10 protein-coding genes are annotated in these 13,761 nt (G+C 36.9%); 6 read left to right on the top strand and 4 right to left on the bottom strand.

The annotated features are described in order from the left end of the window. Positions 1 to 48: 48 nt before the first annotated feature. Positions 49 to 2,769 carry a UPF0182 family membrane protein gene (locus tag I4641_RS01420; protein ID WP_229638637.1) on the bottom strand — a complete coding sequence of 907 codons (2,721 nt, stop codon included), beginning with the start codon at positions 2,767 to 2,769 and terminating at the stop codon, positions 49 to 51. A gap of 544 nt (positions 2,770 to 3,313) precedes the next feature. Between I4641_RS01420 and I4641_RS01415 the strand changes: the two genes are divergently transcribed. The 6 genes from I4641_RS01415 (at position 3,314) to I4641_RS01390 (ending at position 9,535) form a co-directional block, all read left to right on the top strand. Then, the gene (locus tag I4641_RS01415; protein WP_229638636.1) at positions 3,314 to 4,501 is read left to right on the top strand and encodes a glycosyltransferase family 2 protein; all 1,188 of its coding nucleotides are present in this window, start codon (positions 3,314 to 3,316) and stop codon (positions 4,499 to 4,501) included. Then, a complete protein-coding gene (locus I4641_RS01410; protein WP_229638635.1) occupies positions 4,498 to 5,439 on the top strand; it encodes a glycosyltransferase in 942 nt (313 codons plus the stop codon). The genes I4641_RS01415 and I4641_RS01410 overlap by 4 nt, the downstream gene beginning before the upstream one ends. Before the next feature lie 28 nt (positions 5,440 to 5,467). Continuing rightward, entirely contained in the window at positions 5,468 to 6,397 is a 930-nt protein-coding gene (locus I4641_RS01405; protein ID WP_229638634.1) for a sulfotransferase family protein, read from the top strand. A gap of 78 nt (positions 6,398 to 6,475) precedes the next feature. Next, positions 6,476 to 7,489: a lysylphosphatidylglycerol synthase domain-containing protein gene (locus I4641_RS01400; RefSeq protein WP_229638633.1), complete on the top strand. Its 1,014-nt coding sequence runs from the start codon at positions 6,476 to 6,478 to the stop codon at positions 7,487 to 7,489. Positions 7,490 to 7,520: 31 nt separating this feature from the next. Then, a complete protein-coding gene (locus I4641_RS01395) occupies positions 7,521 to 9,065 on the top strand; it encodes a hypothetical protein (protein WP_229638632.1) in 1,545 nt (514 codons plus the stop codon). A 38-nt stretch (positions 9,066 to 9,103) separates the two neighbouring features. Beyond that, entirely contained in the window at positions 9,104 to 9,535 is a 432-nt protein-coding gene (locus tag I4641_RS01390; RefSeq protein WP_229638631.1) for a DUF29 domain-containing protein, read from the top strand. 104 nt (positions 9,536 to 9,639) lie between these two features. Here I4641_RS01390 and I4641_RS01385 read toward each other — a convergent pair whose 3' ends face one another. The 3 genes from I4641_RS01385 to I4641_RS01375 all read right to left on the bottom strand — a co-directional run bounded on the left by I4641_RS01385 (position 9,640) and on the right by I4641_RS01375 (position 13,229). Next, a complete protein-coding gene (locus tag I4641_RS01385; protein WP_229638630.1) occupies positions 9,640 to 11,022 on the bottom strand; it encodes a vWA domain-containing protein in 1,383 nt (460 codons plus the stop codon). A 41-nt stretch (positions 11,023 to 11,063) separates the two neighbouring features. Next, the gene (locus I4641_RS01380) at positions 11,064 to 11,348 is read right to left on the bottom strand and encodes a hypothetical protein (RefSeq protein WP_229638629.1); all 285 of its coding nucleotides are present in this window, start codon (positions 11,346 to 11,348) and stop codon (positions 11,064 to 11,066) included. A gap of 333 nt (positions 11,349 to 11,681) precedes the next feature. Beyond that, a complete protein-coding gene (locus I4641_RS01375; protein WP_229638628.1) occupies positions 11,682 to 13,229 on the bottom strand; it encodes a fibro-slime domain-containing protein in 1,548 nt (515 codons plus the stop codon). Between the last annotated feature and the right edge of the window lie 532 nt (positions 13,230 to 13,761).

The raw sequence follows: 13,761 nt of genomic DNA, 5'->3' as shown, positions 1-13,761 counted from the left end.
ATCAATCTAAGCATATTTCTTATAGTCCTGTTTTACACGGGACTTTTTTTATGGCAAGTTTTGCAAAATATTCTGCAATTGTTGTTGATATTGTCCGTATTCTACCCAGTTACCCCGTTGAAAAGCCTGTTGCGCTTTTTGATAAATTTCCAATGCCGATCGTCCGTTGGGAGAATCGGCGATCGCAGGTATACTCAAGCTAGGATCGCTTTGATTGAATACTACTGCTAGAGACTGTTCTAAAGACGGAGTCATAACAATTTGTTTATTGTAAGCGGTAATAATGCGGGTTAATTCAGGTAATTCTCCTTTCTCTGCACGGAGATACAAAGGTTGAACATAAAGTATCGAACCATCTATAGGAATAACTAAAATATCTCCCCGAATTACTCTCGATCCTCTTTGACTCCAAAGAGTAATTTGTTCGGCGATTTCAGGGTTTTGATCTATTCTGGCTTCGATTTGAAATGGGCCATATACAAGCTCTTGTTTGGGAAACTCATACAGTCTTAGTTTACCGTAATTATCTCCATCAGAACGGGCCGCCATCCAAGAGATCATATTATCCCGATTTACAGGAGTGAAGGGTAAGACTAGGGCAAACTCTTCTTGGGTTTCCCCTGGTAACTTCATAATCAGATAGTCGGGTTCGACTTGTTGCTGTTGACCATCGTAAAGTTCGGTAGCAAACCGCCAATCATCTTCGCGATTATAAAATACTTGGGGATCTTCCATGTGATAACTCAAGTACATTTGAGCTTGAATTTCAAACAGATCTTGAGGATAGCGGAAATGGGCTTCGACTTCAGTGGGAATAGTATCTTTACCTTGGAATAAATCGGGAAATATTTTACGGTAGGTAGCTAATACGGGTTCGTCTTCGTCCACTACATAAAATTGCATTGTGCCATCTTTGGCATCTACTACAACTTTTACGGGGTTGCGGACGTAGTTGGTATTTTTGTTAGTAATTAATTCGGTATTGTGTTCGTGAGCGACGGCTTCAGAATAGGGATAGCGAGTACTGGTGGTGTAAGCGTCAATAATCCACTTTAATCTACCTTTAATGACTACCATGTAAGGATCGTTATCTAGTTTGAGAAAAGGTGCAACGTGGCTGACTCTTTGAGAAATTTCTCGGTAGTAGTGGATGCGAGAGTTGGGAGTAAAGTAATTAGAAATTAAGATCTTGAGACTACCGCGATCGTAAGCGTAAACCAACCTGCGCCACCAACTATCAATCGCGACTCCTCCCAAGCCGTCATATTTAGTAAAAGCATTTTCATCACCGCGAGGATAATCAAACTCCGAGGTGTTCATTCCCGTGTAAATATAGTCTTGAGTCAACTCGCCATAATAAATAGCAGGTTCTTTGATGGTCAAGTCGCCTTGGGAAACTGGGGGAATATTTTTAATAAATAGGACTGGTAAACCATCAACAGTAACTTCATTGACAGGGTTCATCACCAAACCATAACCGTGAGTATATTTTAATCTTTGATTGACCCAAGTTTTGGCGGAAGAGGGTACTTCATCGTAATCAAATTCTCTAGAAGAAAGCATGACCTGACGGTAGTCACCATTAAGGGTATAGCGATCTACATCTACGTCGTTGAATTTATAATAGAAACGAATTTCCTGTAGCTGTCGATAGGTACTTAATAATGGTCGAGAGTCCCACAGACGAATATTATCAATGGTGGCTTGATTATCTCGAATAATATTCGGGTTAAAGTTATCGGATAGTTGGTAATTTTTTGTTTCTATTTTATCTAAATTGTAAGCTTGGCGGGTAAACTCAATATTGTGTTTAATGTAGGGAATTTCCTTAGCTAATTCGTTGGGTTCAACGATAAAACGCTGCTGCAACTGAGGAATAGTACCGTTAACAAGAATTAAAACTGCTGCGTATACGACTATACCGTATATGGGCAAGATGAGTTTATTCGACCAAGTAGCAATAATCAACCACAGTCCCAATAAAACAGAAGCAGCAATCATCACCCAAAAAGCAAACAGACGGGCATGGGTGTCGGTATAGTCTGCACCCCAGACTACTCCCCCAGAAGAATAAAGCAGTTCGTAACGTTCTAACCAAAAATCAACAGCAATATCGATCGCGATCGCCGCCAACAAAAAACTAAGGTGAGTTTTGATTGGTTTTGTAATTAGCTTTTGCCATTTAGGTTCAATTAGCAAACTCTTCCATTTCCAATCAAACAGTAAAAGTCCTTTAAAGATATAAACCAATACTGTTATTACTAACCCCGCAATTAATAAAGTTAAAACCCAATTTTCAAAATTATCTAATAGAGGCAAGCGAAATAAGTAAAACCCCAAATCTTGTTGATAAATTGGGTCAACAAGCTCAAAATTGGTGACGTTGAAAAATTTTAAAATAACTGACCAAGAAGCACTACTAATATTAGAGATCGCTAAAGATATCAAGAAAATTAAAACAAAAGTAATATAACCCGCAATTTTATCTGTATAAGGCTCAAATTCACTCGATTCGAGAAACCGAAAGGCGCGGTCGCCCGTAAGACGCAAAGCCAACCAATAATTAAACCCGATAAACCCCACAAAAATAGCAAAAGTCGCGATCCAAATCCCCGTCTGCCAAATAACGCGCTGCTTAAAAACCGAATCAAAACCAATTGCCTCAAACCACCACAACTCAGTCAACAGGTGGACTACCGTAGAAATCAAAGTCAAACCTGCCATCGCGCTAAATAGCAAAGCGACTATTACTTTTTGCTTAAATTCCATACACTTCAGAAGCAGAAAAAACAAATATCCGTGTTTATGGCAGCCATAAAATCATTTTAAATAAAAACCATTGATTATTGAGTACTTTTTAAATTCCTTATTTTTTAAATCGTTCACCAGACTTTTACCCAAATCGGTTATTTTCTTAATGTAAGCTTAATTATTAAAATTAAGCGGACATCCCTTATCTACTTTTTATATTTTATATGCTAAAAAAAATCAATCAAACACTAGCTAGTTGTAGCTAATAATCAATTCGTTTTTAAGGAAGCAAAAGTAAAAAAAGCGATTATATTACTATCTATTTTACCTAGACAAAAACAATAGAGAATTGCTGACAAACTGATTTATTTTCCGCAAACACCGAACGAGCCAGCATTTGACCAAGGACAATTAAAATAATTTCTTTTTTAAAGTTATTACTTATCGCATATTTTATTTTTTTTGGTTTAGCTATTAATTCAAGCGCATCCAAATCAAAAGCATCTGCAAACAGAAAGATTAGGTCTGAAACTTTTCACCAATTATCGAAAGAGGATTAACTATGTTGGGTAACATCAGTACCAGAGAAACACCAATCAAACGACGTATCGAGCAACTTGAACAAGGCAGTGCGATCGAAGTTTCGATTATTATGCCCTGTCTGAATGAAGCAGAAACCCTAGAAACCTGCATCAAAAAGGCACAGTGGTTCATCAAAGAAAACGATTTGGCTGGGGAAGTAATTATTGCCGATAACGGTAGTAACGATGGCTCACAAGGGATTGCTAGAAGACTTAATGCTAGAGTAGTTAATGTCCCCGCCAAAGGTTATGGTAGCGCGCTTAAAGGCGGTATTGAAGCAGCTAGAGGCAAATACATCATCATGGGGGATGCAGATGATAGCTACGACTTTAGCAACCTCAATCCCTTTGTCAAAAAGTTGCGTAACGGTTACGACTTAGTAATGGGCAATCGCTTTAAAGGTGGTATCGAGTCTGGTGCAATGCCTTTTTTACACCGTTATTTGGGCAACCCCGTACTAACTGGTATTGGCAAACTACTGTTTAATAGTCCTTGTAATGATTTCCACTGCGGATTGAGAGGATTCCGTAAAGAGGCTATTTCCTCTTTAGAATTACAGACTACAGGAATGGAATTTGCGAGCGAGATGGTAGTTAAAGCTACTCTCCACAAAATGCAAATTACCGAAGTACCCACTACTCTATCTCCTGATGGTCGCAGTCGTCCTCCTCACCTCAATACCTGGCGTGATGGCTGGAGACACTTACGTTTCTTATTGATGTATAGTCCCCGTTGGTTGTTCTTTTACCCAGGAATCTTTTTAATCTTAGCGGGACTGCTCGCCACTCTATCTCTACTTCCCAGCCCTAAAGTTCATAGCTTGCTTTACTCTTCCACAGCAATGACTATTGGCTTTCAAATTGTAATGTTTGCTCTTTTTACTAAAATATTTGGTATCAACGAAGGACTATTACCCGAAGACAGACGTTTAAACAAATTGTTCAAATATCTCAACCTCGAAACAGGATTAATTTCAGGTTGTGTCTTACTAGTGATGGGTACTTCTGCTTCAATATATGCCTTTGGTATTTGGGGACAAAACAACTTTGGTTCTCTCAACCCTGCTGAAACTATGCCGATTGTGATTCCTGGAGTAACCTGTTTGGCTTTGGGAATGCAAACAATTTTCTCTAGTTTCTTCTTGAGCATCTTAGGATTAAAACGATGATTAAACAGCCTTGGCTTTCGGTAATTATTCCTACCTATAACGGCAGCAAGTATCTACCTGCTGCGCTCAACTCAGTAATAGTGCAGCAGGATGATGAAATTGAATGCGTTGTCATTGACGATGGCTCGACAGATGATACTTTAGCAATAGTGGCAAGCTATCAAGACAAGCTCAATATCAAGCTGATTACAAAAGCAAGAGCGGGTAACTGGGTAGCAAACACTAATCATGCTTTATCGGTAGCTACTAGTAAATATGCTTGTTTTCTGCATCAGGATGACTTGTGGTTAGAAGGGAGGTTGCAGAAGATGAAAAAAGCGATCGCAAACCATCCCAAAGCCAGTCTCTATCTCCACGATGCGGTATTCATCGATAGCAAGGGAAAACCTTTGGGTTTGTGGCAATGTCCTTTGGGGCAAGAGAGAATAATCTCTTTGGCAGAGATGAAAGAAAAGTTGTTAGTGCAAAACTTTATTGCTATTCCTTCTCCTATTTTCAACCGACAAACTGCTTTAAATTTGGGGACGTTAAATAGCGAACTTTGGTACACCGCAGACTGGGATTTTTGGCTCAAGTTAGCTTCGATGGGAGATACTTATTATGTTGCCAAACCTCTAGCAGCATTTAGAGTACACGGTGATTCTCAAACGATCCGTCGTAGCTCTAGCGTAGCGGAATTTCGTCAACAGATGCGTTTCGTAGTCGATCGCCATCTCAATGTCAAACCTAAAAGTGAAGTCGCTAAAGTGGCTTTTTTCTCTACGGAGGTCAATACGACATTGGCAGCAATGGTACACGGAGAATCACCCAACCTAATCAAATTAGGGATCGATTTTCTGGGGTTAGGACCAATGGGGTGGCGCAGATATTGGCAAGATTCTCGGATTCAAGAGCGTGTATTTGCTCGACTCAAGGCAAAACTTCAGACGCAAACATAAGCTTTTTTATTTCTATTCTCTCTAATTCATGAAGCCTAATTTATTTATTGTCGGGCAACCAAAATCGGGAACGACTGCTTTACATCAATTTTTGGGGCAACACCCTGAAATTTATATGTCGAGCATTAAAGAGCCACATTTTTTTTGTTCTGATTTTCACTTAGAAAGCGACCTTGCCTACGGAAAAAAGCGTTTTTTTGATTTTAGAAGCGAGTCGGCATATTTACAGCTTTTTGCCAAAGCCGAAGATGCTAAAGTTGCAGGAGAATCTTCGACTAATTATTTATATTCTCAGGTAGCAGCAGAAAAAATTCATAATTTTAATCCTGATGCCAAAATAATCATTATTTTGCGCGAACCAGCTAAGTTTCTCTATTCCCTTCATAGTCACTACGTCAAGTTTACTGAAGAAAATGAGCCAGATTTCCTAACTGCTTTAGCTCTGGAAGAAGATCGTATTGCCGAGACAGTATCTAGCCCTAGAGTCACCACCCCAAGCTATCTTTACTACGATCGCCGAGTGCAATATTATCAGCAGGTAAAACGGTATTGCGATCGCTTTAAGCCAGAGCAAATGAAAGTAATTGTTTTTGAAGAGTTTCAGTCAGATAACCAAAGTTTTTATCGGGAAATCTTAGAATTTTTAGGAGTCGATCCTAATTTTATTCCTGAATATGAAACGGTCAATACTAATAAGGAAGTTAAGTTTAAAGCTATTAACAAATTGGTGAACAGCCCCCTGTTAAAGAATATTTCTAAAAATTTATTATCTCAAGAATTTAACGAATTTATTCGCGATAATATTGTCGAAAAATTTCTCTGGCATCAAGCACCGAAAACTAGTATCCCTGAAGCAATAAAAATTGACTTAATGGAAAAATATCAGCCTCAAGTTGCTCGATTATCGGAGTTAGTCGATATAGACTTTGAGACTAAATGGGGATACGACAAGTTATAGTTATTTTGATTAATTGTCTATTAATTTTCTTCGTACTATTAAATAATGAGTGATGAGTAATGAGACTAGGAAAAAATAATGCTAAATAAAAAGAATATTATATCGAGCATATTATCTCTAGCTTTGGGCTTTTTCTTAGTTTGGTTAATTTTAAAATTTACAGAAGTAGATCTAGAACAAGTTGTCACTAGTTTCTATAGCTTGAATCCTTTATATGCAGGATTGGCTATTACTGCCTTGATCGTCCATACATTTTTAACAGCATACAAGTGGGGTTTGGTAACTCAAAAGCTAACTCCTGATAGTCAGCAAGCTAGTCAGCAATCATTAAAATTTTATTTGTTTTATACAACCTTGGGTTCTTTAACCATGCAATTTATGCCTCAATATGTGGGCATGGTTATGGTACAAAATTTAGCTTTAAGAATACACAAAATAAGCTCTTTTTCCAAAGGTTTTTTGTCAGTTATTTACGATCAGTTCTTTAACTTTCTAATTCCTTTACTTTTGTTCCCAGCTTCAATCTTATATGCCTTGGGATACATCTCCTTGTCGCTAGCAATTTGGATTTGGATTGCAACTATCATTGCCGTGCATTTTATGATTAACAAGTGGCACCGTAGTTTAATATCGTTTTTGATTGCAGCCTTAACTTGGGTGAAGCAACTCAAGTCGGGAAAAACTAAAGATGCTCAACCAGCTATGGCAACTGATAAGAATTCTATCTTAGGTAAAAACTTTACCCTCTATCTTTATTGGATTTCTGTAGTTCGCTATCTAGTTTGGATCATCCGCGGAGTTTTAATTGCGATCGCAGGTGGATTTAAAATTAAACTTTGGGCTGTTACCTTTGTGACTCCTATAGTTCAGCTAGCGATGTTATTTAGCTTTACTCCTGCCAATTTAGGATTAATGGAATTCAGCTGGATTGGTTTATTAAGGTTATTTGACGTTTCCGACGCGATCGCAGTTCAGTTTTCTTTGATGCAAAGATTTCTCTATATCGTAGCAGTGGTAATTGTCTTAGCCGTATTCGCTGTAGTATCTTCTGTCGAGCGATTTGCCTTATTTACTTCTAAACAAAATCAGTAATTAATAATTAATAATTAATAATCATTCCCTAATGTTGAATTCTGCTAGTAAACACAAACAGTTAAAGCAACTAAAAGAGAGCAAACTGGGAATAGAAATAATTTTATCTTTTATTGCCATAACTCTAGTTATTGCCATCTTTTTTAAAGCAATTATAGATTTAGATAATAACTACGATCCAGGCTGGTATCATCTACCTTTTGCTGGCAGGCTTGGGGGTATTTTACCCAGAGAAATGTTTATTGGCGATGAAAAATGGTTTGAACCCCGTTTCGATGGTTTTCCCCTATTAGCTCATTTTCTTCAGGGTATATTCTGGAGAATTACGAGGAGGATTCAATCTACGAATTTGGTCAGCTTTTTCAGCGTAATTGGCTATTTATTTTTCCTCAGAAGCTATTTTAAAGTACCTCTATATTTATCGGCGATCGCCCTATTTTCTATTCCTTTAGTATTAACTCACGCCACTACAAGTTTTGTCGATCTATTTGGTAACATCGGCACTTCTATTTTGGTCATGATGACCTATAGCTTTTATAAAAATCGGCAATTACCTAATATTAAAGAATTAGCGATCGCTTTTGTTGGTGCTGCGATCGCAGCCAATACCAAGACTCAGCTACAACCTTTAGTATTCGTAATTTTAATAGTCGCAGGTATTAGATTAGGCTGGCTTTACTTTCAACAAAAACCGACTGTTAAACTAACCAAAGTTATTCCCATAGCTTTAGTGGCAAGTATCATTATCTTTGCTACTCCTGTCAAAAATACTGTTTTATATCAAAACCCTCTCTATCCCATCAAAATTCAAATTGGGGGAATTGTTCTCAACCATAAATTAAGTCCAGAAGCCTATGAAGGGGGAAATCGCCAGATAAATTGGGTTAAGTCCGTATTAGAAATAAATGCGCCTCTATTTTGGACTCCCGATCAATGGAGTGGAGATATTGATCGCAGTCGCAAAGGAGGTTTTTGGGGAGTTTATGTAGTATTTAATCTATTATTATTAATCGGGTTGGCACTAAGAGAAGCAATTGTTAATAACTCATCAAAAAATAGCACTGCTAGAGAAGCAAAGGCTGCATTATTTACTGCGATCGCCATGTCGATTATTCCGTTGAATTTTCCTCAGTCCCACGAATTAAGATACTTTATGTACTGGATGATTTGTTTGGTATCTCTCAATTTATATTTAATATCTTTGCCTAAAAATAAAGAGTTTATCGGACGATGGTTGCAACCAAAATATGTGGGATTATTATATACAATATTTCTCACGATTATTTTAATTAAAGTCGGTAAATTCTATGCCAAACCTTCTTTTATTACCTTAGATAAACATCTTGCTTTTGGAGTCAAATCAGAATTCGTCAACCAAATAAAACCTAACGAACAAGTATGTTTATTGAGCAAACATATTGGTGAAGATACCCAAACAGCACCCATCGCAGCTTTAAAATATGCCTTCTTATATAGCTCTTACTTCCATCCCGAACTAGATTATGATTATTCCATTCGAGCAGCTTTAAATTCCGAAGTATGTGGCGATCGCACGATTATTCCGAGTAACTTATAAAAGTAGCTATAAATAAATTGTCTACACAACTAAAGATCATGACTAATTTAAAACAATTACACGATCGCGACTTCAATCTTTGGATTGAAAAGACAAAAGAAGCTATTCAAAATAGAGATTTTGCCAATATGGACTGGGATAATCTGCTGGACGAAATTGACGACATGGGAAAGTCAGAAAAGCGATCGCTAGATAGTTATATGCAGCGATTAATTGAGCATATCCTCAAACTAAGGTACTGGGATGAGGAAGTAGAAAGATGTCGCAAAAGTTGGCAGCAAGAAGTTGTTAATTTCCGCAATCGTATTAATCGAATCCTCAAGAAAAATCCCAGTTTGAAGAATTATCTTAAATCTGAATATTCTGATATTTATCAGGATGCGATCTCTACAATGAGGTTTGATTTTGAAATTCCTGAAGATGATATTGTTGAGGTTGAGCAAATTATGAAAGATGGTTATTTTGGTTAATTGTTTGCCTCTACTTCAATGCTATTAATTATCTAAGAAAAAAGCGATCGCCTTGTGTAAAGCGATCGCTCAAATGCTTAATAAAATGCTTAAATTTAAAGTTTTTAATCTGTAAAGTGAAAAGCAAGGTTGTTATCTGCTACTGCACCGCCAACATTTTCAGCAATTGTTTTAAATTCGAAGTTACCGCCAACATCACTTGTAACGTTCATTTGAAAGGTGCGAACATCTCCATGTTTGACATTATTACAACCTAAAGGATCGGTACAAACATAACTAATATCTAATCCTTGAGTGTCCCCTTCATTACCAAATACCAAGTCGATAGTCGGAGAAGTCGTAGTAGTTGTAGTAGTTTCTACTGCTGCTAGCTCAATCAGTTCTTCCATTTTGTTGGCTAATTGCGAACTATAAACACTAGCATATTGACCACTAGTTTCAGTAGCAATGGTGGATGCTTGAGAATTTGAGTCTATACCATCGGTTAAGCTGGCGCTAGTGGTATTAGTGTGGATGGCAATGACCGTAACATCATTATCATTTAGAGCTTGAATAGCTTCTGCTTGGCTGACTGTATCGGTGTGAGATTTAGCATCGCCAAACCAAACAATAATTTTTTTAGCACCACTACGCCAATTGGTATTAAATCCTGAGGTATAACCAGTATTAGTTGAACCCCCTGAAGTAGCAGCTTGATGTAAGGCAAAGAAATTAGCCTCTGGCCAATCATCACCCCCCGAAGCACTCCAATCATCAATTGCATCAAGAGCATCATCTACTGTTCCACTGCCAACAGCATCTTGAAGTTGATAAGCACCAGTAGCCCCGACTTCACCGACAACTACCCTTTCATAAACTGGTACTTCCCAAGTGTATGTATACCATCTTCTCCCAGACTTATATCTATAAGATCTTGTTTCAGTTTCTCCTGTAGCTTGATATTCTACTATCTCTTCTTGAGGATCGCCATAATATTTAGCGACTCCAAATTCTACATCATCATAGGTTTCTGAAATTGTCTCCAACAAATCTTCGGCATTATCTTGAACATTTTCAATTGCCGAACCCATACTACCTGTGTTGTCAGCCAAAAACAAAATATCTAGTTTTTCAACAGGGGCAGTAGTAGTAATTGTCTCCACAAGATCATCCATATTAACGGTGATAGTTCTATCCAGAGAAATAGTTTGAGTGACAACTGCTGTCTTAGAAACTGCTGATGGACTCAAAACACCCGTTGCTTGGGTAGTAGAACAGTTACCACGCCCTTCATCATCAACATTAGGATCGGTTTCGTTGTGATTGGAATTATTGCCATTAGGCGAACCATTTCCAGGGTTGCTCGAATCAATACCATCGCAGTTATTTCCATGACCGTTATTGTTGTCATTCTTAGAAATAGCTGGCAAACTAATTAAAGTTCCTGCCATTAAAACAGCAAGGATGCTAACCGCTGTTATTTTTTGAAAATCGATAAATTTGAACATTATAATTATTTTCTTCTGTTATTTAAAAGCTATTGATATGATTAGGAATTACACAAGGTGTTTTTTTGTGCAGTAGGCATAGAATTCATTCCTATAGCTAGCTCTTGAAGTTGTTCTACTTGTTCTTTATTCATAGAACTACTAGCTTTAGCAGCAATTGAGCTAGCGATCTCTGCTGGAGTTGAACTCGATGAAGCACGACAAATAGTAGAAACTAAAATTTCAAATTCGGCTTCACTAATTGGAGCACCTTGTTGTTGAGCAAAAGCTACTCCTTGAACCGCAAAACTTAGAACGGCAGCGGAGAGACAAAATAACTTTTTCATAATTACACCTGTTTAAAATTAATATTGAGTTGATTAAATTGCATGAGCTACAAACTTATTTTTGTAGGAAGCTATCTTTGCTTGCTTCTTCTATAAGTTAACTCTAGATAAATACCAATGTAATTGTTGCAAATACTAGTTTTTATTATGAAGAAATGGTGTGTTAAATAGTGATTTTGTATTGTTTTTATAAAAGTTAGTTGGAATTTATCTGAATTTTAAATACGAGTATTTCTGTTGACGTGAAAATATTGATATTCAATAAAAAAGCGATCGCTTTACACAAAGCGATCGCTTTTTTTTAAAAGTAACTAACTTTAGCTGTAAATTTACTTAGTCAGCGTAAGTTGTAATATATGGATCTGGATCAATATCATCATTTAGACCATCATTGTCACTATCAGTATCATTGTGATTGAGAATTCCATCGTCGTCTACATCATCGTTTACTTGACCATCAATAGTATCAGGATCATCATCACCATCATTAGCATCATTAACTAATTCATCGTTATCATCGATACCATCGTTATCGTTGTCTAAATCTTCAAAGTCGTCAGTTCCATCTTCATCTAGATCTTCTGTTCCTTCTTCTATATCATCGATACCGTTTTCATCACTATCAGTATCTTGGAAGTTTGGAGTTCCATCTTCGTCAGGATCTTCTGTTCCTTCGGTTGAATCAGGGATAGTATCATTATCACTATCAGTATCTTCGTAGTCTGGAATTCCATCTCCATCTGTGTCGATTCCTTCCTCAGAACCTTCTAGAATGTTAGGAATACCATCATTATCTTCATCTGCATCAGGATCTGGAGCAGTTTCTAATTGAATAGTAGTTTCAATTTTGAAATTAGACTCAGTAACGTGTCTTTCTGCAAAGAAGAAGTCAAGGTCGTAGGTTTCCCCAACAGTTAGTCCAAGAGAATCTAAGTTAACACTGGCATCTGTTTTTCCGTGTACACCACCGATGTCAATAACCTTTTGTCCGTTGATATAGACCCAAACATCATCGTCTCCACTAAAGTCGAATGTTTCACCACCTTGATAGGTAAACTGAGTATGAATCTCGAAAGTAAAGTGGAAGTTATTATTGCGTCCTTCATTACCCAATAGAAGGTCATCTAGAGGAAAGAACTGTGCGCCATTATTGTCAAAACTATAGACATTTGAGCCAGATTCCTTGGTCAACTCAATATCATAATTCATGCTTTGGTTAACACCAGGAACATTGCGATACCATTGATCGAAGTTTGCTTTAGTAGTAGTAGAGAAGCTACCACCAGCATAAATAGGTTTCTTGTCTGCACCTAAAGTATTTGTAGTAATTCCAGTATCAAGACCGTATTTGAACTTTTGACCGCTAGGATTTTTATCTACATTATTCTTGCGTTCAAAATCTTCATGACCACCAGCACTTAAATTACCATTTTTGTCTCTGTAGCCGTCAAAATCTCGAAGAGTTCCTGTTAGGGTAATGGTATCTGCTGATGAACTACTGGAATCATCATTGTCACTATCGCAATCTTTTTCGATGTCAGGAATATTATCAAGAACATATTGGGCTTGGGAGTTAGATAGTTCGAAAGCACCATTACTATAGGAGATAGTCATACCATTTCCGCTAGTATCACCGTCTTTTAATCTATTTTTTAGCTGATTCTTTTTATTACCAGGATTTGTAGGATCGTAACCATCTACTGTAATTACATCACCAGAAGATAAAGTTACAGAAGCTGGAAGATTATTACCATGACCATTATTATCACAAGCACTTGCAAGTGCTTGCTTTGTTTCTGCTGAAGTAACTAATCCTCCTATCATTAAAATACCAACCAGAGTTTTGGCAGTAAGTTTTTTTAGATTAATAAATTTAAGCATTTAAGTTAAGTTCCTTTGTTTTTTAATAGATTAGATTTATGTTAATTAAATTAAAACTGAAAAAATTCAGTTGTATTTATAGTTGATTTGATTTGCCAGTGAATCAACAATAACAGCGATTAATAGACAAAGTAAATTACTAAAAACACTGAACTTTGATTGCAAAGTAATGATGTTGTTTTGTATTATTGATTGATTTTAGTATGAAGATAATTATTAAATAGTAAGTAATCAAAAATATACGTATTTTTACCAATATTTAGTTTTAAAATTGACTATAGTTTTTCGTATTTGCGAGGTACACCTTGGTTGTGTTTGGGAAAAGGAAAAAAGAAAAAGGCTTGCACCCCATAGTTTGGTGGAAAAATACCGTCTTTTATAACTCTGAAACTTGCTATACAAAGGGGATTTAATCACGTAAGGCGATCGCTTTTTATTTTAAAGCCATTGAACATACCACAAAACAGACATTTACAATGTATAAAGACTAGGACTAGCTTTCTAGATAAATATACGTAAAATAGTGAAAGTC

It is taken from the genome of Waterburya agarophytonicola KI4, from assembly GCF_020640915.1.
Lineage (GTDB): Bacteria > Cyanobacteriota > Cyanobacteriia > Cyanobacteriales > Xenococcaceae > Waterburya > Waterburya agarophytonicola.
Note: the sequence above shows the minus strand (reverse complement) of the source record. Positions and strands in the feature narration are given on the sequence as shown.